The sequence below is a fragment of the Streptomyces sp. Qhu_M48 genome, from assembly GCF_051305195.1.
Lineage (GTDB): Bacteria > Actinomycetota > Actinomycetes > Streptomycetales > Streptomycetaceae > Streptomyces.
In genome coordinates, this window is sequence record NZ_CP195432.1 from 3192280 (window position 1) to 3214567 (window position 22288).

The 22288-nt window shown below is 75.3% G+C and carries 17 protein-coding genes and 1 pseudogene; 7 read left to right on the top strand and 11 right to left on the bottom strand.

The annotated features are described in order from the left end of the window. Positions 1-56: 56 nt before the first annotated feature. Positions 57-1508, top strand: coding sequence for a sigma-70 family RNA polymerase sigma factor (locus tag ACRRSS_RS14610; RefSeq protein ID WP_435971642.1), 1452 nt, complete (start codon positions 57-59; stop codon positions 1506-1508). Positions 1509-1524: 16 nt separating this feature from the next. On the opposite strand, the gene ACRRSS_RS14615 is transcribed toward ACRRSS_RS14610, so the two are convergent. From ACRRSS_RS14615 to ACRRSS_RS14630, 4 genes are all read right to left on the bottom strand, one after another. Beyond that, positions 1525-2169, bottom strand: a complete 645-nt coding sequence (locus ACRRSS_RS14615) for a CAP domain-containing protein (RefSeq protein ID WP_435971643.1) — start codon at positions 2167-2169, stop codon at positions 1525-1527. 295 nt (positions 2170-2464) lie between these two features. Further along, entirely contained in the window at positions 2465-3337 is an 873-nt protein-coding gene (locus tag ACRRSS_RS14620) for a universal stress protein (protein WP_435971644.1), read from the bottom strand. A 163-nt stretch (positions 3338-3500) separates the two neighbouring features. Beyond that, positions 3501-4964: an acyl-CoA dehydrogenase gene (locus ACRRSS_RS14625; RefSeq protein ID WP_435971645.1), complete on the bottom strand. Its 1464-nt coding sequence runs from the start codon at positions 4962-4964 to the stop codon at positions 3501-3503. A gap of 158 nt (positions 4965-5122) precedes the next feature. Then, the gene (locus ACRRSS_RS14630; RefSeq protein WP_435971646.1) at positions 5123-5578 is read right to left on the bottom strand and encodes an RrF2 family transcriptional regulator; all 456 of its coding nucleotides are present in this window, start codon (positions 5576-5578) and stop codon (positions 5123-5125) included. 519 nt (positions 5579-6097) lie between these two features. Between ACRRSS_RS14630 and ACRRSS_RS14635 the strand changes: the two genes are divergently transcribed. Continuing rightward, on the top strand, positions 6098-6958 hold the full coding sequence (locus tag ACRRSS_RS14635) for a glutathione S-transferase C-terminal domain-containing protein (protein ID WP_435971647.1): 861 nt from the start codon (positions 6098-6100) through the stop codon (positions 6956-6958). A 32-nt stretch (positions 6959-6990) separates the two neighbouring features. On the opposite strand, the gene ACRRSS_RS14640 is transcribed toward ACRRSS_RS14635, so the two are convergent. After that, positions 6991-8028 carry an NAD-dependent epimerase/dehydratase family protein gene (locus ACRRSS_RS14640; protein ID WP_435971648.1) on the bottom strand — a complete coding sequence of 346 codons (1038 nt, stop codon included), beginning with the start codon at positions 8026-8028 and terminating at the stop codon, positions 6991-6993. 140 nt (positions 8029-8168) lie between these two features. On the opposite strand from ACRRSS_RS14640, the gene ACRRSS_RS14645 reads away from it, so the two are divergent. After that, positions 8169-8411, top strand: a complete 243-nt coding sequence (locus ACRRSS_RS14645) for a DUF5133 domain-containing protein (protein WP_435971649.1) — start codon at positions 8169-8171, stop codon at positions 8409-8411. Positions 8412-8606: 195 nt separating this feature from the next. Continuing rightward, on the top strand, positions 8607-10988 hold the full coding sequence (locus ACRRSS_RS14650; RefSeq protein ID WP_435975331.1) for an ATP-binding cassette domain-containing protein: 2382 nt from the start codon (positions 8607-8609) through the stop codon (positions 10986-10988). A gap of 129 nt (positions 10989-11117) precedes the next feature. On the opposite strand, the gene ACRRSS_RS14655 is transcribed toward ACRRSS_RS14650, so the two are convergent. Further along, entirely contained in the window at positions 11118-12449 is a 1332-nt protein-coding gene (locus ACRRSS_RS14655) for a D-alanyl-D-alanine carboxypeptidase family protein (protein WP_435971650.1), read from the bottom strand. 375 nt (positions 12450-12824) lie between these two features. On the opposite strand from ACRRSS_RS14655, the gene ACRRSS_RS14660 reads away from it, so the two are divergent. Together ACRRSS_RS14660 and ACRRSS_RS14665 are read left to right on the top strand one after the other, a co-directional pair. Then, complete coding sequence (locus ACRRSS_RS14660) at positions 12825-14759, top strand: NAD-binding protein (protein ID WP_435975332.1); 1935 nt, start codon at positions 12825-12827, stop codon at positions 14757-14759. A gap of 136 nt (positions 14760-14895) precedes the next feature. Continuing rightward, positions 14896-16101, top strand: a complete 1206-nt coding sequence (locus tag ACRRSS_RS14665; RefSeq protein ID WP_435975333.1) for a cytochrome P450 family protein — start codon at positions 14896-14898, stop codon at positions 16099-16101. A 39-nt stretch (positions 16102-16140) separates the two neighbouring features. On the opposite strand, the gene ACRRSS_RS14670 is transcribed toward ACRRSS_RS14665, so the two are convergent. From ACRRSS_RS14670 to ACRRSS_RS14690, 5 genes and pseudogenes are all read right to left on the bottom strand, one after another. Then, positions 16141-16386 carry a hypothetical protein gene (locus ACRRSS_RS14670; RefSeq protein ID WP_435971651.1) on the bottom strand — a complete coding sequence of 82 codons (246 nt, stop codon included), beginning with the start codon at positions 16384-16386 and terminating at the stop codon, positions 16141-16143. 62 nt (positions 16387-16448) lie between these two features. Beyond that, entirely contained in the window at positions 16449-16925 is a 477-nt protein-coding gene (locus ACRRSS_RS14675) for an NUDIX domain-containing protein (protein WP_435971652.1), read from the bottom strand. A gap of 90 nt (positions 16926-17015) precedes the next feature. Further along, a pseudogene (locus ACRRSS_RS14680) lies at positions 17016-17957 on the bottom strand (FAD-dependent oxidoreductase); the annotation flags it as partial. After that, a complete protein-coding gene (locus tag ACRRSS_RS14685; RefSeq protein WP_435971653.1) occupies positions 17954-19375 on the bottom strand; it encodes an FAD-dependent oxidoreductase in 1422 nt (473 codons plus the stop codon). The pseudogene ACRRSS_RS14680 and the gene ACRRSS_RS14685, both read right to left, overlap by 4 nt. Then, positions 19372-20913, bottom strand: coding sequence for an FGGY family carbohydrate kinase (locus tag ACRRSS_RS14690; protein WP_435971654.1), 1542 nt, complete (start codon positions 20911-20913; stop codon positions 19372-19374). Before ACRRSS_RS14690 ends, ACRRSS_RS14685 begins: the two co-directional genes overlap by 4 nt. Before the next feature lie 303 nt (positions 20914-21216). Between ACRRSS_RS14690 and ACRRSS_RS14695 the strand changes: the two genes are divergently transcribed. Then, complete coding sequence (locus tag ACRRSS_RS14695) at positions 21217-22191, top strand: hypothetical protein (RefSeq protein ID WP_435971655.1); 975 nt, start codon at positions 21217-21219, stop codon at positions 22189-22191. The last annotated feature ends 97 nt before the right edge of the window (positions 22192-22288 follow it).

Consider the following 22288-nt stretch of genomic DNA (forward strand, 5'->3'; position numbering starts at 1 on the left):
GTGCCCGTGGGTCTCCGAACGACGGGGGACTCGTACCAGGGATGAGGGAGCGATCCATGCACAGCGACGAGCGCCGCACCACCGCGCTGGTGGAGGCGGCCAGGGCCGGTGACGCGCAGGCCAGGGACGCACTGGTACGCGCGTACCTGCCCCTCGTCCACAACATCGTCGGCCGCGCCCTCGACGGCCACGCCGACACGGACGACATCGTCCAGGAGACGATGGTCCGCGCCCTCGACGGCCTGACCGGCCTCCGCGACCCGGCCCGCTTCAGGTCCTGGCTCGTCGCCATCGCCATGAACGGGATACGCCGCCGCTGGCGCGAGCACCAGCAGGCACCCGTGCCCGGCCTCGACCGCGCCATGGAGCTCGCCGACCCGGCCGGGGACTTCACCGAGGTCACCATCCTCCGGCTCGGCCTCTCCGGGCAGCGCCGCGACGTGGCCCGCGCCACCCGGTGGCTCGACGAGGACGACCGTGAACTCCTCGCCCTGTGGTGGCTGGAGGCCGCCGGCGAGCTGACCCGCGCCGAACTCGTCGAAGGCCTCGACGGGATATCACCGCAGCACGCCGCCGTCCGGATCCAGCGGATGAAGGAACGCCTCGAAACCGGCCGGACCGTCGTCCGCGCCCTCGACGCCGTACCCCGGTGCCCCGGGCTCGCCGAGACCGTCACCGCCTGGGACGGCCGGCCCTCCCCGCTCTGGCGCAAGCGTGTCGCCCGCCACCTGCGCGGCTGCACCGCCTGCACCGCCCGCGTGACCGGCCGGAGCGGCCTCACCCCCGTCGAGGGACTGCTCGTCGGCCTGGGCCTCGTCCCCCCGCTCGCGCTCGTGTTCACGGACGGCCCCACCCCAGAACCCGTCGCCTTCGAGACCGTCTCCCGGTGGACACCGCTCCGCCGCGCCGGGGTCGCCGGAGCCGCGGCCGTCGTCGTCCTCGGGGCGGTCGCCCTCCTCGTACCCCAGGAGCCACGCGCGCGCCCGGCTCCCGCCGCGCCGGTGGCCGCACCCCCGGCGCCCTCCCCCCGGACCACGACACCGCCCGCCCCGGCGGTCACCACCACCACCCCCGCGCCGACGACCCCGCCACCCACCCCGCGCCGCACCACCCGGCCGGCGCCCACCGCCGAGGAGCGGGTGACCGGACTCGTCAACCGGCTCAGGGCGTCGGCGGGCTGCGCCCCGCTGCGCATCGACCCCCGCCTCACCGAGGCGGCCCGGGGATACGCCCGGGACATGGCCGCGCGCGGCTACTACGGACACGCCAGCCCCGAGGGCGAGGCCGCGGACTCACGGATCACCGCCGCCGGGTACGACTGGAGCGCCTGGGCCGAGAACCTGGACCGCGGTGCGAACGACCCCGCGATCGTCGTCGACGACTGGACGGACGGCGCGGGGCACGAGCGGAACATGCTCGACTGCCGGTACCGGGACACCGGCGTGGCTTCGGCGCCCGGTCCCGACGGCACGGTCTGGGTGCAGAAGCTGGCCGCCCCCGCTCCCTGACATCGGCGGCCGGTGCTCAGCGCCTCACCCCGAAGTTCTGCACCCACCAGGGGCCGTCGGAGGTGAGGGCCACCCCGACGCCGACGTCCTCGAAGGAACAGTTGAGGATGTTCGCCCGGTGGCCGGGACTCCCCATCCAGTCCTCCATGACCCTGGCCGGGGTCTTCGGCCCCCGGTGGATGTTCTCCGCCCAGCTGCTCCAGTCGTACCCGGCGCCGCTCATCCGGTCGCCCGCGTCCCGGCCCTCCGGGTCGGCGTGCTCGTAGTAGTCCCGCGCGGCCATGTCGTCGGCGTGCCCCTGGGCGGCCGCCCGCAGACGGCCCTCGGCGCGCAGCGGGCCGCAACCGGACTTCTCGCGCTCGGCGTTGGCGAGGGCGACGACGTCCCGCACGAACCGCGCGGCCTTCTCCGCCGGGGGCACGGCCACCAAGGCCGCGCCCCGCCGCCCGGCCTCCGCGACGACGGGAACCGCGGTGCGCGGGGGGACCGGCGCCGTCATCCGTACGGTCTCCGGCGCGGCGGACACGGCCCCGGCGGTGGCGGAGTCCCACGAGGCCACGTACATCCCGGTGGCCACCGTCAGCACGGCGGCCGCGGCTCCGGCGACGGTGACGGAGGTACGGAAGGAGGGCCGGCGCGACCGGCGTCGTCGGCGTGCCACGCCCTCCTTGCGGTGCCGGCCGGCCGTACGTGGAGGAGGGCCGTCCTCGTGTACGGCCTCCGCCGCGAAGTCCCCTGGGGAACCGTCGGGGTGTGAGCTGTGTCCGGGGTGGTCGGGGTGACCGGAACGGTCGTGGTGCCGCATGGAACTCCGCTCTCTCGCCGTGGTCGCCGGACGGTCCGGCGCTGGAGAGAGCCACCGGGGCGACGGCGGTAACCCTGTCCGGCCCCGGCCGCCCCGACACTCCTCGTCAACGCGACGGGTCAACCTGACGCGTCAACCACAAGAGACCCTTTCAGTCCTGCGGGACGACCGCCACCGGACAGGGCGCGAGGTGGAGCGCCGCGTGCGCCACGGAACCGATCCGGGACCCGAGGGCGCCCCGCCCGGCCCGCCGCCCGACGACCAGGAGCTGCGCGGCCCCCGAGGAGGAGAGCAGCACCTGCCCGGCGCTGCCCAGCTCGACGTGCTCGGTGACCGGCACGTCCGGGTAGCGCTCACGCCAGGGCGCGAGGGCCTCGCGCAGCGCCTTCTCCTCGTACGGGACGAGCCCGCCGGCCTCGTCGGCGAGCCGCATCGAGGCCGGGCTGTACGCGTACAGGGGCGGCAGGCTCCACGCGCGCACGGCCCGCACCGAGGCCCCGCGCGCCGCGGCCGTCGCGAAGGCGAAGCCCAGGGCGGCGGCGCTGTCCTCCGGACCGCCGTGCTGCCCCACGAGCACGTGCCCGGTGGGCGGTTCGGCCGGTTCGCCGTCGCGGGACCGGACGGCCACCACCGGGCGGGTGGCCTCGGCGATGACCTGCTGCCCGTACGAGCCGAGCAGGAAGCCCGTCACGGCCCCGTGGCCGCGCGAGCCGATGACGAGCATCTCGGCCCGTTCCCCGGTGCCGAGCAGCGCCGCGACGGGCGCGTCGCGGAGCACCTCGGCCGTCAGGGCGAGCTCCGGGTAGCGGTCGGCGATCGCGGTCTCCGCCTCGCGCAGGACCGCGTCCGCGACGCGCTCCTGCGTCTCCCGGTCCTGGACCAGGGGCAGGTCGATCGGTTCCCAGCGCCAGGCGTGCGCGAGCCGTAGCGGGAGCCCCCGGTGGAGGGCCTCGCGGGCGGCCCAGTCGGCCGCGGCGAGACTCTCCGGGGAGCCGTCCACTCCTGCGACGATCTCACGACTCATCAGGCTGCCTCCACGAGTGCGGTGTCGGGCCCGCCGGTCGGCAGGGCCGTTCTCCTCCCAGCCTGGGCCCATCGGCGGCCCGGCGGGAGGGCCGGACGGCCCGACATGCCGGTCCGTCCGTCCCTTCGCCGCCTTCCCCGGGTTCCCGGGACGACGCCCCCCGTCAGGCCAGCAGGGTGAGGCGGGGGTGGGTGCCGTTGAGGTAGTGGTCCCCGATGTCGCGGAGCCGGTGCGCCGCCTGTGTGGGGGCGGTGAGCGCGCGGGCATTGCGCCAGAAGCGGTCGAAGCCGGGCCCGCCGCCCCGGGCGTCGGCGCCCGCGGTGCCGTCGACCAGTTCGAGGATCCGGGTGGTGATGTGCACGGCCGCCCGGCCGGTGACCGTCTCGGCCGCCGCCACCAGGACGGCGATGTCGGCCCGTTCCTCCACGCCGAGCGACCAGCCGGCCAGCAGGCCGTGGGTCAGGGCGTCCGTCGCCCGCTCGACCACCGCGGCGGCGGCGTGGGCGGCCGTCGCCAGTTCCCCGTAGGCGAGGAGGAGGTACGGGTCGTCCCCGGTGCCGAGCAGGGCGGAGCCGTCCGTGGCCGAGGGGCCCCCGACGTGACCGCCCGCGCCCGGTCCCGCCTGCTCGGCGCGGCTGATGTCCCGGGCCTCGGCGAGCGCCCCCTCGGCGATGCCGAGCCCGACCTGGACCAGGAGCAGCCGCAGGGCGAGCGGGGCGAGGGTGGTGAACGGCGCGACCGCGTGCTCGTCGTGCGGGAGGACGCCGAGGACGTCCTCGGGTGCCACGGGGACCCGGTCGAACGTGACGGTGCCCGCACCGGCGAGCCGCTGCCCGACCCGCTCCGTCCCGCCGTCGGTGAACACCCCGGACCCCGCCGGGTCCACGAGGACCACGAGGAGGTCGCCCGTGCCGCCGGGGCGCGCCGCGACCACGAACCGGTCGGCGACGGTCACCGCGGAGGCGAAGGTGCGGCGCCCGTCGAGGAACCAGCCGCCGCCCGAGTCGGCGGGGGTGAGGGTGAGGCCGGGTTCGGTCTCGTTGCGCGGCGGTTCGATGCCGCCGGCGAGCAGCCACCGCTCCTCGGCCGTACGGGCGTCGAGCTCGGGTGCGGTCGCGTGCGAGGTGCCTGAGGTGCCTGAGGTGCCGGAGGTGCGTGCGGGGCCGGTCGGCTGCGCGGGGCCGTTCGTGGGTGCGGGGCCTGCGTCCCGCAGCGGGCCGAAGAAGCGGCTGCTCCAGGACAGCGCGTAGTGGTGGGCGAGGAGTTCGCCCACCGAGCTGTCGGCCGCCGAGATCTCCCGTACGACCGCACACGCGGCCCGCCAGTCGGCGCCCCGCCGGTTCGGCCCCGGTGCCGTGAGGAGGGCCGGGATTCCGGCCTCCTGGAGCCGGGCGACCTCGTCGAACGGTGCCTTGCCGGCCCGGTCCCTGGTGAGGGCGTCGACGGCGAGGTCGTCGGCGAGTTCGCGGGTGACGCGGGGCCAGATCTCGTCGTCCGCGGGCCGGTCGGCCGGGCGGTCGACGGGCCGGCCGGCCGGGCGTGCGCCCGCTCCGGAGGCGGCTGGGCCCGATGGTGCGGAGGCGGTGCGTATCGCGGGTCTCTTCGGCGATTTCCTCGGCGTACTCACGTCACCTCACATGATCCCTAGTATCCCCACTGGAATAGTAGGGATAGTGGCAGAGGGGGGCGTCCGGCCCCAAGGGGCGTCCGAAAGATGGACAAGCTCGTCTTGATCAGTGAGACGCGGTCAAGTCGCCGCAGGTCGCACGCGGTTGACCCCGCCGGTCAGGGGTTGGTCCACGCCTCCGGGTCGTCCGCGAGGTCGACGATTCCGGCCGGCAGCCGGGCCGCCGCCACCTCCGCGAGCGATACCCCGAGCACCTCGCGGACCCCGGCCCGGAGCGCGATCCACAGCGTGAGCAGCGACTCGGCGGGGCCGGTGTAGGACAGGTCCGGCGGCCGCTCGCCGCGCACGGAGACCAGCGGGCCGTCCACGCACCGGATGACGTCCGCGACCGAGATCGACTCCGCCGGCCGGGCCAGCCAGTAACCCCCGTTCCCGCCGCGCTGGCTCAGCACCAGGCCGCCCTTGCGCATGTCGCCCAGGATGCCTTCGAGGAACTTGTGCGAGATGCCCTGGCCCTCGGCGATGGCCTCGGCCTTCAGTGGCCCCGAGTCCCGGGCTGCGGCGAGCTGGAGGGCGGCACGCACCGCGTAGTCGGCCCTGGCTGAAATGCGCATGCGCGCATTATTCCGCACACGGGTGACGGGAACCGCGCCCCCGCCGGGCGAGCCGTCTCCTCGGAAAGGTGACCCGTACCGCACCCTTGACGCCACCCCTGGGCGGTCGGACACTCAGGAACGAGGAAACCGAGCGAACAGGTAGGGAACCATGGGACGCAGCGGTCGGCGGAACACCGCACTCGCCGCACCCCTCCCGCGCTCCCTGCCCCTCACCTCCCGCCGCCACATCGATCTGCTGCGGGTCTGCAGCGCCGCGTAGCCGCCCGGCCGAGCGTCCCACCCGCCGGGACGACCGTCCGTCACGGCGCCCGTCCTTCGAGGAGCCCGCCCGTCGGGACGATCGTCCGCCGAGCCCCCCTCCCGACCCTCGTGACGCCCCGTCGGGCCCCGCCCGTCTCCTCTTCCCGTACCTCCGCTGCCTCCGGGCCCCGTGCGGCCGGTGCCGCCGTCGCGCTGTCGCGACCGGCGCGCCGCGCGCCGCCCCGACCCAGCACCGAGCACCTCCAAGGGAGAAGCATGTCCGTCGTCCCGTCCTCGCTGCTGCCCGCCTCCGCCGTGCCCGCCTTCCGGGGCCGGATCGGCCGCGACGTGCACAGCGGCCACTACGCCGTGCCCCACCGCTACCGCCTCCACGTCGCCCCGTACGACCCCGACTGTCTGGGCATCGTCCTCACCCACAGCCTCCTCGGACTCGACGACACGCTCCCGCTCACCGTGCTGCCCGAGACCCCCGACACGCCCGACGGCGGGTACTCCGCCCTCCGCCCGCTGTACGAGGCGAGCGCGCACCTCTACGACGGCCCGGCCGCCGCGCCCGTCCTGAGCGACAGCTGGACCGGACGGATCGTCAGCACCCACGTCCCCGACATCATCCGGGACCTCGCGCTGCGCTTCCGGGGCGAAGGACCCGAGCTGCTGCCCGAGGAGCACCGGGGCGAGATCGAGGCGATCGCCGACCTCTGCGAGCGGAGCGTCAACCGGGCCGCCCAGCGCGCCGGCGAGCTCGGACTCGACGGCGAGGCGGCCCACCGCGACCCGCTCACCGTCCTCTTCGCGGCACTCGGCTCCCTGGAGCACAGGCTCGCCGGCAACCCGTACGTGCTCGGCGACGCGCCGACCGCCGCCGACGTCCACGTCTGGGTCACCCTGGTCCAGCTCGACACCGTGCACCGCTGGCACCTGGACGCCGCCGCGATGGACCGGGTCGCCGGATACCCCGCCCTGTGGGCGTACGCCCGACGCCTGGCCGCGCGCACCGAGTTCGCCCGGCACCTCGACATCGAGGCCCTCCTGCGACGCCACCGCGCCCACTGCCGGGGCCGCGAGGCGGCCGGCGGGGCGATCCGCCTGGTCGACTGGTCCGGCACGGCACGCTGACGGGGTGGGGACGGCGGGGCCGTTCGGCGCGGTCAGCCGATGCGGTGTCCCGCCAAGGGGCCCGTGTCGTCGCCCGCGCCCGTGCGGACCCCGCGCAGGAACTCCTCCAGGGCGTCGAGCGAACTCCTCGACGGCTCCCACTCCAGCTCACGCCGCGCCCGCTCCGTGGCGAGGAGCGGCATGTGCCGCAACGCGTCGAAGAGACCGGGGGAGGCCGAGGCGAGCCGCAGGCGCCAGGCCGCCGACAGGGCGCCCCGCACCGCACCCGCCGGGACCCGGACCGGTCGGGCGTTCAGGAGCTCGCCCAGGGTCGCCCCGTCGATCACCGGCTCGGCGGCCAGGTTGAACGGCCCCCGCACGTCCCGCAGCAGCACCCGCCGGTAGGCGTCGGCGGCGTCCTCGGTGTGCAGGACCTGGAAGCGGAGCCCCTCGAACTCCGGGAGCATCGGCAGCAGATCGGGCCGCATCAGCGATCCGGGGAAGAAGCGGCCCGCGAAGATCCGTCGCTGCCCGCTCGCCGACTCCTCCTTGAAGAGGAACGCCGGACGCATCCGGACGACCCTGATCAGCGGATGGTCCCGTTCGAAGGTGTCGAGGACCCGCTCCAGGTAGGCCTTCTCCCGGGTGTACGCGGCACCCGGCCAGCCATGGGTCGGCCACGCCTCGGACACCGGCGCCCCACCCTCCGGGCCGGGGGAGTACGCCCCCACCGAGGAGGCGTGGACGAGCACCGGCACCCGGGCCGCCGCGACCGCGTCGAAGACGCGCACGGCCCCCAGGACGTTGGTCCGCCAGGTCGCCACCGGGTCGTGGGTCGGCCCGAACCGCCAGGCGAGGTGGACGACCGCGTCCGCGTCCGCGAGGTACCGCGCGAGCCTCGGTTCGTCCCGCTCCAGGGAGATGTCCACCTCGGCCCACTCCACCCCCGGGAGTTCGAGTCCCGGCCGCCGCCGGGCGAGACCCAGGACCGAGCCGACGCGCGGCTCGCTCGCCAGGAGCCGTACCAGACTGGTGCCCACGTTGCCGGTGGCGCCGGTGACAACCACCCGCCGAACAGCGCTCGGGTTCATGTCTTCGACCCTCCTGCATCGCGGGCGGAAGCGCACTCCGGGACGCTTCTCTGCCCAGAGTCGTCACCCAGCGTGTCCGTGTCGGTCGCGGGCGTGGCCGACGACCGGGAGTATGGAGCGACTCAGGAGAAGGAGACACCATGCTGCTGCCCGACAGGAACACGGTCGACCGGCTGCTCCGGCACTACCGCGCCCAGGAGCGGGCCGTGCTGGCCAGGCCGTGCGACCTGTCGGCGCGCCGGCGCTTCGAGGACACGGCGTACACGCTGTGCGTCCTGATGGGAGAGCGCACCGCACCCCGGGCCGTCCACGCCGCCGAACACTACGTGGCCGGAACCGGCCCCGCGCCCCGGCAGACCCTGGAGGGCCTTCCCGGGGCCTGACCGCGAGGGCCGGTCGGCGCACGAGGGCCGAGCGCGTCCCGCGGCCGACCGGGGTCCACGGGTCGATCAGGAAGTGAGAAGCGTCGCCGTCCGGCCGCCGCTAGCGTGGCTGCCATGGACCCGCGACACGACGGCCGCCGCAGACGAGCGGTCGTGCCGGTCCACGTTTCGGCCCGCGCGACAGCTGGAGAGATGATGAGCAAGGCCCCCAGGGTGGACAGGCAGTCGCCGCACCCGGCCGACCGGCACGATCTGATCCGCGTGCACGGCGCGCGGGAGAACAACCTCAAGGACGTCAGCATCGAGATCCCGAAGCGCCGGCTCACGGTGTTCACGGGCGTCTCCGGCTCGGGCAAGAGCTCGCTCGTCTTCGACACGATCGCCGCGGAGTCGCAGCGGCTGATCAACGAGACGTACAGCGCGTTCCTCCAGGGCTTCATGCAGACCCTGTCCCGGCCCGAGGTCGACGTGCTCGACGGACTGACGACGGCGATCATCGTCGACCAGCAGCGGATGGGCGCCGACCCCCGTTCCACGGTCGGCACCGCCACCGACGCCAACGCGATGCTGCGCATCCTCTTCAGCCGGCTCGGCAAGCCGCACATCGGCCCGCCCAGCGCCTACGCCTTCAACGTGCCGTCGGTGCGGGCGAGCGGCGCCATCACCGTCGAGCGCGGCGACAAGAAGGCCGTGAAGGCCACCTTCAACCGCACCGGCGGCATGTGTCCGCGCTGTGAGGGCCGCGGTTCGGTCTCCGACATCGACCTCACCCAGCTGTACGACGACTCCAAGTCGCTCTCCGAGGCCGCGCTCACCATCCCCGGCTACACGCCGGGCGGTTGGAACTACCGCCTCTACACCGAGTCCGGCCTCGTCGACCCCGACAAGCCGATCCGCAGGTACACCAAGAGGGAGCTTCACGCCTTCCTCCACCACGAGCCGACCCGCATGAAGATCGCGGGCATCAACATGACGTACGAAGGGCTGATCCCTCGGATCCAGAAGTCGTTCCTGGCCAAGGACAAGGAGGGGATGCAGCCGCACATCCGGGCGTTCGTCGAGCGGGCCGTCACCTTCACCACCTGCCCCGAGTGCGACGGCACGCGGCTCGCCGAGGGGGCCAGGGCGTCGAAGATCAAGCGGATCAGCATCGCCGACGCCTGCGCGATGCAGATCAGCGACCTGGCCGCCTGGGTCCGGGGCCTGAAGGAGCCGTCGGTGGCGCCGCTGCTCACGGCGCTCCAGCTGACCCTCGACTCGTTCGTGGAGATCGGCCTCGGCTACCTCTCCCTGGACCGGCCCGCGGGCACGCTGTCCGGCGGTGAGGCGCAGCGCGTCAAGATGATCCGGCACCTCGGCTCCTCGCTCACCGACGTCACCTACGTCTTCGACGAGCCCACCGTCGGCCTCCACCCCCACGACATCCAGCGGATGAACGAACTGCTCCTGCAACTGCGCGACAAGGGCAACACGGTCCTCGTGGTGGAGCACAAGCCGGAGACGATCGCCATCGCCGACCACGTCGTCGACCTCGGCCCCGGCGCCGGTACGGCGGGCGGCACCGTCTGCTTCGAGGGCACGGTCGAGGGGCTGCGGACCGCCGGCACCGTCACCGGCCGTCACTTCGACGACCGGGCCTCCGTGAAGGACACCGTTCGGGAGCCCGGCGGGACCCTGGAGATCCGGGGCGCGAACACCCACAACCTGCGGGACGTCGACGTCGACGTCCCGCTCGGGGTCCTCACCGTCGTCACGGGGGTCGCGGGCTCGGGCAAGAGCTCGCTCGTGCACGGCTCGATCCCGGTGAGCGACGACGTCGTGTCGATCGACCAGAGCCCGATCCGCGGCTCGCGCCGCAGCAACCCGGCCACGTACACCGGGCTGCTCGACCCGATCCGCAAGGCCTTCGCCAAGGCCAACGGCGTGAAGCCCGCGCTGTTCAGCGCGAACTCCGAGGGTGCCTGCCCGACCTGCAACGGCGCGGGCGTGATCTACACCGATCTCGGCATGATGGCCGGTGTCTCCTCCACCTGCGAGGACTGCGAGGGCAAGCGGTTCCAGGCCTCGGTCCTCGAATACCACCTCGGCGGCCGTGACATCAGCGAGGTCCTCGCGATGTCCGTCACCGAGGCCGGGGAGTTCTTCGCCTCGGGCGAGGCGGCCACCCCGGCCGCCCGGCGCGTCCTCACCCGTCTCGCCGACGTCGGCCTCGGCTACCTCAGCCTCGGCCAGCCGCTCACCACGCTCTCCGGCGGCGAGCGCCAGCGGCTCAAGCTGGCCACGCACATGGGCGAGAAGGGCGGCGTCTACATCCTCGACGAGCCGACCACCGGCCTCCACCTCGCCGATGTGGAGCAGCTCCTCGGCCTGCTCGACCGGCTGGTGGACTCCGGCAAGTCGGTCATCGTCGTCGAACACCACCAGGCGGTCATGGCCCACGCGGACTGGATCATCGACCTCGGCCCGGGCGCGGGACACGACGGCGGCACCGTCGTCTTCGAGGGCACCCCCGCCGACCTGGTGGCGGCACGCTCCACCCTCACGGGCGAGCACCTGGCGGCGTACGTGGGCGCCTGAGGAGGGCGAGGTCGCGGCGGCGGAGCAGGCCGGGCGGGAGCCGGAGGCCCCTGGCCGCCCGGCCCACCCCGCCCGGCGTCCGCCCGCCCGCCGCACGCCCGGTCGGCCCACCCCGCCCGCCGCCCCCGGTCAGCTCGCCTCGCGGGCCGCCCTGCGCCGCCAGGCCCACAGAGCGAGGGCCGCCGCGCAGGCCGTGCCCAGCAGGGTCAGCGGGAGACCGGCCGACGCGTCCGAGGAAGCCCGCGCGGGGGCCTGCGCGGACGCGTCCGGGGCCCGAGCCCCGTCCGGTGCCCCCACTTCGGCGCCGGCCCGGGGCGCCCGGCCGGCCGGCTCCGCGGCGCCGCTGTCACGGGCCGACACCGCCCTGGCGCCCGCGTCCGCGTCCCGCGTCCGTACCGGCAGCAGGGAGCCGACCGGCTGGACCCGGTCCGCCGCCTCGAAGCCCCAGTCGAGGAGTTCCCGCGCCTCCTCGTAGACGGCCAGCCCCCCGCCGCCCTGCGGGTTCATCACCGAGACGACGAGCGTCCGGTCGCCCCGCCGGGCCGCCGAGATCAGGGTGTTGCCCGCGCCGCTCGTGTAGCCGTTCTTGATCCCGATGAGCCCGGGGTAGCGGGACACGCCGTCCTCTCCGGTCAGGAGCCGGTTGGTGTTGGCGATGCCGTACGACCAGGAGCCCGCCGGGAAGTCCGCGTACCGCGTCGAGCAGTACCGGACGAACTCCGGGTCCTGGAGACCGGCCCTGCCGAACACCGCCAGGTCGTACGCGGAGGACACCTGCCCCGGGGCGTCGTAGCCGTCCGGGGAGACCACGTGGGTGTCGGTGGCCCCCAGAGAGCGGGCCTTCTCCTGCATCTTCCGGGTCATCGCCTCCCAGCCGCCGTTCATCGAGGCCAGTACGCGCACCGCGTCGTTCCCGGAGCTGAGGAACACGCCGTTCCACAGGTCGGAGACCTTGTACGTGTACCCCTCCTTCAGCCCCACCAGGCTGCTCCCGTCCCCGATCCCGGTCAGCTCGGAATCGGCGACGGTGTGCCGCTCGGAGGGGTCGTGGTGGGGGAGCGCCGTCAGGGCGAACAGCGCCTTGAGGGTGCTGGCCGGCGGCAGCCGCCGGTGCGCGTTGCGCGCGGCGAGGACCTCGCCGGTGGACGCGTCCGCCACGACCCAGGCGAGTGCCGAGAGCGAGGGCGCGTCGGGCGCGCCGGGGAGCGCCTGCACCTGGGTGCCCTTCCGGTCGAGCCGCGCCCGGTCGACCTGCCGCCGTGCGGGCGGCGTGGGCTCCCGGACGGACCCGGCCCCCTCGGAGGAGACCGGGAGGGACGAGGAGGCGGCCGAGGCAGGGGAGACCGCTGCGCCGGTGGCGGACGCGGTGACGGGAGACGCCGTGGCCGCCGGGGCGGACAGCACGAACAGCACCGCCGCGGTACCGGCGGCGGCATGACGGACAGCTGACGTGACGATCATTCAGCCACCGTAGGAAGGAGGCGCGGGCCCCGCAGATCGGAGTGCGCCGACCGGCGTAGCGGTTGTGGCGTACGGGGGCGCGTCGTGCGCCCGCCCGGGTGGTCAGGACCTCCTCGGCCGGGGCGCGTCGTGCGCCCGCCCGGGTGGTCAGGACCTCCTCGGCCCGCTGTCGGTGGCGCAGGGCATTCTTGTGACGTGCCCTCACACCCGTACCAGAGCAACGCCGTTCCGGCCGAGAGCGCCGGAGCGCCGACCGTCGAACCGGCCACCCGGCCCGTCCCGGCCCCCGCGCGGCCCGCCGGAACCCCCGGCGGCCCCTTCGGCGCGCCCGCCTTCCGGAGCGAACGGCAGCCCCGGCAGGCCCCCGCGGGGCACATGATCGTCTGCGGGGGCGACGCCCTCGCCCACCGTCTCGCGGGCGAGCTCCACGAGGTGTACGGAGAGCGGGTCACCCTGCTCGTACCGGTACGGCCCGACGCCCCCCGCACCCCCACCGCCCGCACCGGGCGCGCGCTCGCGCTCTTCGGCCGGGTCACGGCAGCCGTCTCCCGCACCACCGCCCCGGCCGTCCCCGGCACCGCCGGCGCGGGCGGGGACGGCGGCGAGCCCACCGGCACCCTCCGGGTCGTCGAGTCCAGCGACGCCGACGACCGGGCCCTGACGGACGCCGGGGTCGAGCGGGCCGCCGCGCTCGCCCTCGTCCACGAGGACGACGAGACCAACATCCGGGCCGCGCTCACCGCCCGCCGCCTCAACCCCCGGCTGCGTCTCGTCATCCGGCTCTACAACCGCAAGCTCGGCCAGCACCTGGAAACCCTCCTCGACCAGGCCGCCGCCGTCGCCGAACCGGGACTCGACCCCGAGAAGCTCGACGCCGCCACCACGGTCCTCTCGGACGTCGACACGGCCGCTCCCGGGCTCGCCGCGGCCGCCGTCGCCGGAACCAGCAAGGTCGTCCAGGCCGGCGGACTGCTGCTGCACGCCGTGGAGCGCCTGCCGGCCGCGGGCGAGGCCCCCGACCCCGGGCTGTGCACGCTCGCCCTGCTCTCCGCGACGGCCCGCGACCCGGCGGGCTGCGAGGGCTCCGAACGCAGCGGCGACGCGGGCCCCCGCCTCCTGCCCGACGACCGGACGGTGGCGGAGGCCACCGGCCGGGCGGCCGTCACCCTCGAAGCGGTCACCCCGGCGGGCCCCGCCCTGTCGACCGCCCGCCTCGCCGCCGCCGCGCTGCCGGTCGCCTCCCTCTTCTCCCGACGCCTCCGCTGGTCCCTGGCCGGCGCGGCGGCCGCCGTCCTCGCGCTCGCCCTCGCCTCCACGTTCACCACCGGCGACCACCCGCTGCACGCCGCCTATCTGACGCTCCTCGACATCTTCGCCATCGGCGACCCGGCCCTGGGGGAATCGACCAGCCGACAGGTCCTCCAGATCCTCGCCGGATTCGTCGGGCTCCTCCTGCTGCCGGTCATCGTCGCCGCCGTCGTCGAAGGCCTCGGCACCTTCCGTACGGCGACCGCCCTGCGCCGCCCACCGCGCGGCCTCTCCGGGCACGTCGTCCTCCTCGGTCTCGGCAAGGTCGGCACCCGCGTCCTGGCCCGGCTCCGCAGACTCAACATCCCCGTGGTCTGCGTCGAGTCCGACCCGGAGGCCAGGGGCATCGCCGTCGCCCGCCGGCTGCGCGTCCCGACCGTCATCGGCGACGTCACGGAGGAAGGCGTCCTGGAAGCGGCCCGCATCGACCGAGCGCACGCCCTCCTCGCCCTGACCAGCGTCGACATCACCAACCTGGAGGCCGCGCTCTCCGCCCGCGCCGTCACCCCCGACCTGAGGGTGGTCCTGCGCCTGTACGACGACGACTTCGCCACCGCCGTCTTCCGCACCCTGCGCACCGCCCATCCCGGGGCCCTCACCCGCAGCCGGAGCGTCTCCCACCTCGCCGCACCCGCCTTCGCGGGCGCCATGCTGGGCCGTCAGGTGCTCGGCGCCATCCCGGTGGAGCGCCGGGTGCTCCTCTTCGCCGCCGTGGACGTGGTGGACCATCCGCTCCTGGACGGCCTGACCGTCGCCGACGCATTCCAGGCCGGTTCCTGGCGGGTCATCGCCCTCGACGGATCCGCCACGGGCACGGGCGGCGCGGCCGACCGGGACCAGCCCTGGCGTCTGGACCCCGAACGGGTCCTCGCGCCCGGCGACCGGGTCGTCGTGGCCGCCACCCGGCGCGGCCTGGCCGAACTGCTCGGCCGCGGCGGGCGCGGAGCCCGCCCGGCCGAGAACACGGCACCGGACAACTCCACCCGTACGGAACGGGGTTGACCGTAGGATCTGACCGCGCACGCGCCGACCCACCGGAGCGGCCCCCACCGCCGGTCCGGCCCGCATCCCGCAGTCAGGAGCCCCCTCCGTGAACGCACCGCACAGCGCAGCCGCCCCCGGCCGACCGCCGTACCGCATGGACCCGGCCGGCGGCTGCCCCCACGCGGAGAACGCCCGGCTCCTCGCCGAGGGCGCCGTGGCGCCCGTGATCCTGCCCGGCGGGATCGAGGGCATGGCGGTCCTCGGCCACGACGCCCTCCGCGACTTCCTCTCCCACCCCGACGTCGCCAAGGGGGCCCGGCACTTCACCGCCCTCAGCGAGGGCCGCGTACCCGAAGGCTGGCCGCTGCGGACCTTCGCCACCGTGCCCGGCATGACGACCGCGGACGGCGCCGACCACCGCCGGCTCCGCACCCTCGTCAGCAGCGCCTTCACCGCCCGCCGGGTCGAGGAACTCCGCCCGCGTGTCGAGGCGGTCACCGCCGGACTCCTCGACGGGCTCGCCGAGGCCGCCAGGGCCGGGGACGGCGTCGCCGACCTCCGCCGTCACTTCGCCCTGCCGTTGCCGCTCGGCGTCATCTGCGAACTCCTCGGCGTCGACCCCGCCCACCAGGACCGGCTGCACCACCTCTCCAGCCTGGTCGTCGCCACCGACACCGAGCCCGAGCGGGCCGTGGCCGCCAACCGCGAACTCGTCGAACTGCTCGCCTCCATCGCCGGGGCCAAGGCCGCGGCACCCGGTGACGACCTCACCAGCGCCCTCCTCACGGCCCGGGACGAGGACGGGGACCGGCTGAGCCAGCCGGAGCTGATCGGCACCCTGCTCCTGCTGATCATCGCGGGCCACGAGACCACGCTGAACCTGGTCACCAACGCCGTGCGGGCGCTCTGCGCCCACCGCGACCAGCTCGCCCTGGTCGTCGAAGGGCGCGCCACCTGGGCGGACGTGGTCGAGGAGACCCTCCGCTGGGACAGCCCGGTCAGCTACTTCCCGTTCCGCTACCCCACCCGCGACCTGACCGTCGACGGCACCCTCGTCCCCCGCGGCACCCCCGTCCTGGCGGGCTACTCGGCGGCGGGCCGGGACACGAAGGCCCACGGCCCGGACGCCGACCGCTTCGACCTGACCCGCACGGCGGCGGTGAAGCACCTCTCGCTCGGCCACGGCCCCCACTACTGCCTGGGCGCCCCGCTGGCACGGATGGAGGCCACCATCGCCCTGGAGACCCTCTTCACCCGCTTCCCCGACCTGGACCTGGCCGTCCCGGAGTCCGAGCTGCCCCGGCACGCGGGCTTCGTCGGCAACAGCGTCCGGACGCTCCCCGTCCGTCCGGGCGGCTGACGGCCCACGGCCGCGGAAGCCCGACCCCTCACGCACTCCTCAGGCGCGCCCCCGCACGCTCGTCGTGGGGGAGGCGCGCAGGGAGGAGACGAGCCGCAGGAGCCGGTCCTCGTTCCCCGCGAGGCCCGCGGCGCGGAGCGCCTCGTCCGCCTCGGCCATCGGGTTGGTGAGCATCACTCCCGCGTACGGGGCGAGCTGGGGGTCGGTCAGCACGGCCTGGGTGGATTCGAGCAGCCGCAGGTACGCCTGGGCGGCCGCGCGCTCGCTGGCGGTGATCGTGGTCATGTCGGGCTCCCTCTCGACAGTTCGGCGCTCACCACCCTCTCGTACGGGTCTGACAATCGCCCTCAGCCCCGCCCGTCGAGCCGGTCCTCCAGCCGTTCCAGGAAGACCCGCTGGCCCTCGACGAGCAGGGGCGAGGCCGTCTCCGGGGTGAACCAGCCCACCCGGTCGATCTCCGGGAACTCGCCCTGGACGCCGGAGCGGGGCGGCCACTCCATCGTGAAGGTGCCCGGCACGACCTCGGCCGGGTCGAGAGTGCCCTCGACCGCCCAGACGGTGACGAGCTTTCCGTTGCGCTGGCGGGACTCACCCAGGTCCCACCACTCGCCCTCCGGCGCCGGGAGGCCCAGCTCCTCCTGGAACTCGCGGCTCGCCGCGGCCTCCGGGGCCTCGTCCGGCTCGTACTCCCCCTTGGGGATCGACCAGGCCGCGTGTTCCCGGGACGCCCAGAGGGGCCCGCCCATATGACCGATGAGAACCTCGACGCCACCGTCGGTCGTACGGCGGAAGACCAGGAGACCCGCGCTGCGCTTGTCCGGCATGCCGTCCAGTGTGGCCGAACGGGCGCGCCACCGCAGCCGCGCGCACCCCCGGGTCGCACGCCCTGGCCCGCGCGCCCGCGCGCCTCATTCGGGCCAGGAGCCCCCGGCGAGCAGGTCGAGTACGGCATCCGCAGAGGCCCGCCCCTGGGCGGCGGCCACCGGTGCCGGCTCCCCTCCGCGCAGCAGGTCGCCGATCGCGAAGACGCCCCGCCCGGCGGTCCGGAAGGCGCCGTCCGTCGCGGGGCCCCGGGTGTCCGGAGCGAGGGGCAGCCCCCGCGCGCGGGCGAGTTCGTGGTCCGGTATCCGGTCGCCGGTGAGGATCACGGTGTCGCACCGGAGGGTGGCCGCGCGGCCGTCGCCGCTCCGGACCACGACCCCGGTCAGCCGGCCGCGTCCGACGAGCTCCGTCACCACCGTGCCCGTGAGCACCGGCAGGGCGCCGAACGCGGTGCGGCGCACGGGGAGTTCGGCGACGACCGCCGCCACCTCCACCCCGGCGGCGCGGAGCGTCCGCACGGCCCCACGGGCCACGCGGTCGCCGCCCACGACCACCGCCCGCCGCCCGATCCGGTCCGGTCGTGGACCGAACCGCAGCACCGTCCGCTGGAGTTCGCCCGTCGTCAGCACCCCCGCGGGTCGCGACCCCGGTACGAGCCGGGCGCTGCGCGGACGTTCACGGGCCCCGGTCGCGAGGACCACCGCGCGGGCGCGGACGCGTTCGAGCCCGGTCGGGGCGGTGACGTCGAGGGTGAGCGGCCCCGCCCAGCCGGTGACCGACACACCGGTACGGACGGTGGCCCCGGCCCGGAGCGCCGCGCGCACCGCACGGCGCGCGTAGGCCGGACCGTCCAGGGGGCGGCCCAGGGCGTCCGCGCCGAATCCCGGGTGGGCGCAGTACCGGGGGACGCCGCCCGCGGCCGGTTCCCGTTCCAGGACCTCGACGCGGCCCGCGCCCGCCGCCGCGAGACGGGCGGCGGCGGCGAGCCCGGCGGGTCCCGCGCCCACCACGAGGACGTCGACGGAGCGGTTCACCGGGCCCCCTTCCCGTACTCCTCGAACAACGCGCGGACCTCCGCGCCGCAGAGGTCGCCCTGGCAGCGGCCGCCCCGCGCGCGGGTGCGGCGCCGCAGCCCGTCGAGGCCGCCCGGTGGGATCGTCGAGGTGAGCGCGGCCCGGATCTCGCCCCGGGTGACGCGCTCGCAGTGGCAGACCACCGCCCCGAAGTCCGGTGCGCGGGCGATGAGCGCGGCGTCCCGGTACGGGCGGAGGAAGGCCTCGCCGATGTTCGGCATCCGGACCCGGGCGAGCGGGCGCTCGGGTCCCGGGTCGAGTCCGCAGTCGGCCAGCAGCCCGCGGACGTGCTCGGCGATGGCCAGGGAGGCGGTGAGCCCGGTGGAACGGATGCCGCCCACCGTCACGTACCGGAGAGCGGGGTGTGCGGCGATCCGGTAGTCCTCCTGCCCGGTGGCGGCCCGCAGCCCGGCGTACACGGCCGTGACCTCCTCGTCGAGCAGGGCCGGGAGGACGCGCCTGCCCTGCTCGCGGAGCCCGGCCAGGCCCTCCGCCGTGGTGCCGGTGGCGGTCTTGTCGTCCAGGTCCTCGGCGGTGGGGCCGAGCAGGACGTTCCCGTACACCGTCGGCGTGACGAGCACCCCCTTGCCGAGCGGGCCGGGCACGGGGAGCAGGATGTGCCGGACGAGGTCGCGGGCGAACTTGTCGAAGACGAGCAGCTGGCCCCGGCGCGGGGTGACGGTGAAGTCCTCGCGGCCGAGCAGCGCGTCGAAGGCGTCGGCGTGGAGTCCGCAGGCGTTGACGAGGTGCCGGGTCCGCAGCACTCCGCGCCGGGTGATCAGCCGGTGGTGCGGATCGCCCGGACGGACCTTCTCCACCCGGCAGTTGAGGTGCAGGTCCACCCCGGAGCGGACCGCCTGCGTGGCGTACGCGAGGGTGGTCGTCCACGGGCAGATCACCGACTCGCCCGGCACCTCAAGGGCGGCGAGCGCCCCGGGCCCCAGGTGGGGCTCCCGCGCGCGCAGTTCGGCCGCGGTGAGGAGCCGGGTCGTGCGGTGGCCGTTGCGTCCGGCCTTCCGCGCGAGCCGGGGGAGTGCGGCGCGCTGCTGCTCGTCCCAGGCGACGAGCAGCGCTCCCAGCGGTTCCACGGGAACGCCGGTCTCCTGGGCGTACGCGGAGAGGAGCCGGTGCCCCTCGCGGACGAGTCGCGCTTCCAGGGTGCCGGGCGCGGAGTCGAAACCGGTGTGGAGGATGGCCGTGTTGGCCTTCGACGTACCGTCGCCGACGTCGTTCGCGGCCTCGACGAGCGCGACCCGCAGCGGGTGGTGGGCGAGCGTGCGCGCGATCGCGGTGCCGACGACCCCCGCACCGACGACCACGACGTCGTACGTCGACTCCTCGGCGCCCGCGGGGAGGGGGCCCGTCCGGGTGACGCTCATACGGAGCCGGAGCCGGAGCCGGAGCCGGAGCCAGGGCAGGGGCCGGGGCCGCCGCCGACGCCGGCACTCGGACCGGCCCCGGAGCCCTGGCCGGCGCCCGTGTCGGACCTGCCGACCAGTGCCGACACCTCCGAACGGAACCGGGCGAGTCGCGCCGCCGCCTCGTCGCCCGGGATCCGGGGTACGTACACGGCCGACGGCTTCCACTCCGGCACCGCCTCGCGGAGCGAGAGCCCCGGCTCGTGACCGAGCCGGGCCACCGCGCCGACGCCGAGCGCCGTCGCGTCGGGCAACGACGACACCTCGACGGGGAGTTGCAGGAGGTCCGCCTGGGTCTGCATGAGCAGGGCGGACCGGGTCAGGCCGCCGTCGGCCCGCAGTGAGGTCAGCGGCGCCCCCCGGTCCGCCGCGACGGCCGAGGCGAGCTCCACGACCTGCGCGGCGATGCCCTCGCACAGGGCGCGGACCAGATGCCCCGGCGTGGTGTCCAGGCCCAGACCGGTGAGCGAGCCGCGCACGTCCCCCCGCCACCAGGGCGCGGCGAGCCCCGCGAGCGCGGGCACGAAGGTGACCCCTCCGGCGTCGGGCACGCCCCCGCCGACCGGGTCGATCTCCGCCGCCCCGGAGATGACGCCCAGGTCGGTGAGCCAGCGCACGGCCGAGGCGACCGTGTACACCTGGCCGTCCAGACAGTGGGCGACCCGCCCGCCGAGCCGCCAGGCGACACAGCTGACCAGGCCCGAGGTGGCGCGCCGGGGCTCCGGGCCGGTCCGCGCGAGGAGGAAGGCCCCGGTGCCGTACGTGCACTTGGCGGCGGCCGGGTCGTCGGCGCTCTGGGTGAGCAGCGCCGCCTGCTGGTCCACCAGGAGACCGGTGAGGGGCAGGGGCGGGCCGAAGGCGGTCGTGGTGCCGACGGGCGTGTCGCAGTCGACGACCCGGGGGAGCCGTTCGCCGCCCAGGCCGTACAGGTCGAGTGCGGTCTCCGACCAGGCGACGGTGTCGAGGTCGAGGAGTCCGGTCCGTCCGGCGGTCGCCGCGTCGGTGACGAAGGCGCCCGTGAGCCGGTGGACGAGCCAGGCGTCGCTGGTGGTGACGACGCCCGCGCCGGTGGCGTGGCGGCGGATCCAGGCCATCTTCGGCGCGGCGAAGTAGGGGTCGAGCGGGAGGCCCGTCAGGTGCCGCAACTCCTCCGCGTGGTGCTCCAGTCCGGCGCACACGGAAGCCGCGCGGCGGTCCTGCCACACCAGGGCGTCGGTCAGTGGTTCGCCGGTGGCGGGGTCCCAGGCGAGTACGGTCTCGCCCTGGTTGGCGAGGCCCATGGCCACGACCGGGGTGCCCGCCTCGGCGAGCGCCGCGCGGCCCGCGGCGATCACGGAGTCGTACAGCTCACGTGGGTCGACCTCGACCAGGCCGCCGGGCAGGTGGCGGGGCCGCACCGGGGCCGTGCCGCTGCCGAGGACCCCGCGCTCGGGGCAGAGGACGAGGGCCTTGGTGCCCGAGGTGCCCTGGTCGACGGCGAGTACGGGGCCGCCCGTCATCCTGCTGCTCCTGCCCGTGGACCGTCGGTGATCATCCGATCACCGAAAAGGGTCAGGGTGCCGTCGCCGGGAGCCTTCGTCAAGCCTCGGTGGAGGACCCCGTCAGGTCCGTCCCCCCTGCCTGACAGTCAGTCAAATCCAGTCGTTGGCTCAATAGTTACCGTCAGTCGAGAAAGTGGACCGGTCGCATCCAGAGCCCTCTATAGTGATCGCCGATCAACGGCCGGGACGCCCGCCGGGGGACTGACCACCCCCTTCCATCCACCGAGGACCCATGTCACCCACACCACGCCCCACCTCCTGATGGCCGGGCAAGGCTTCCGCCCCGTCTACCACCCCGCGGGCCACGACCACGCCCTGCGCAACGCCGTCCAGGACTTACGCACCGGCCGCTGGGTGGCGATGGCCCGACTCCTCGACGAGACGGCGGACTGGGACGCCTGGACCCGGCGCACCCAGGTCCTCGCCGCCGTCGCCGCGGGCACCGACGTCGTGCACACCTGGCGGACCGAGCAGCCCGGGAGCGTCGCCGCCGTCGTGATGCACAGCCGCGTCACCGTGGAGCGGGCCGTACGCGCCCACCGCGCGGGCCACGGACGTACCCGGGAACTCTGGCAGGAGGCCTGGACCGCCTGCCGCGACGCCGCCGACCAGGCCCCCGACGACCCCGTGCCCTGGGTGGGCCTGATCGCCCTCGCCGCCCTCGACGGACGCCAGCGCATGGCCGAGCACCGGCTCACCCCGCCCGCCCCCATGCTGGCGCCCGGACCCTGGGGCCTGCTCGCCGAGGCCGAGAAGCGCGACCCGCACAACCGCGAGGCGCACCACCGGATGCTGCAGTTCGTCTACGCCCGGCGCACCGGACCGCTCTCCGAGGCCGTCAACTACTCCCACTGGGCGGCCTCCTCGGCGCCCGTCGGCTCCGCCCTGCACGTCCTCCCGCTCTACGTGCGGGTCGAGCGCTACCGGCGTGAGCGCGGCCACGAGCGCGCCCTCGACCTCCACTGGGTCGCCGAGGACGCGGTGCGCGACGCCCAACGGGCCCTCGACACCTGGTTCCTCTTCTGCGCCACCGACCAGGCCTCCCTGCTCGACCTGAACTACCTGGCGCACGCCCTCTTCGGGGCCCTCCGCTTCGCCGACGCGGCCCGGGTCTTCGCGGCGCTCGGCCCGTACTACACCACCCTGCCGTGGGCGTACCGGACCCCCCATCCGGACAACCGCGTGCTCGCCGAAGAGATCTTCCTGCGCGCCCGCGCCCGCTGTCTCAGCGGCTGAAGCCCCCGGCGCGCACCACCGCGGGCCACCGCCGCGGCACCCCGCACGCGTACGTCGACCCCGCACGACCCTTCCGTCCCCGACCCCACGCCCCGAT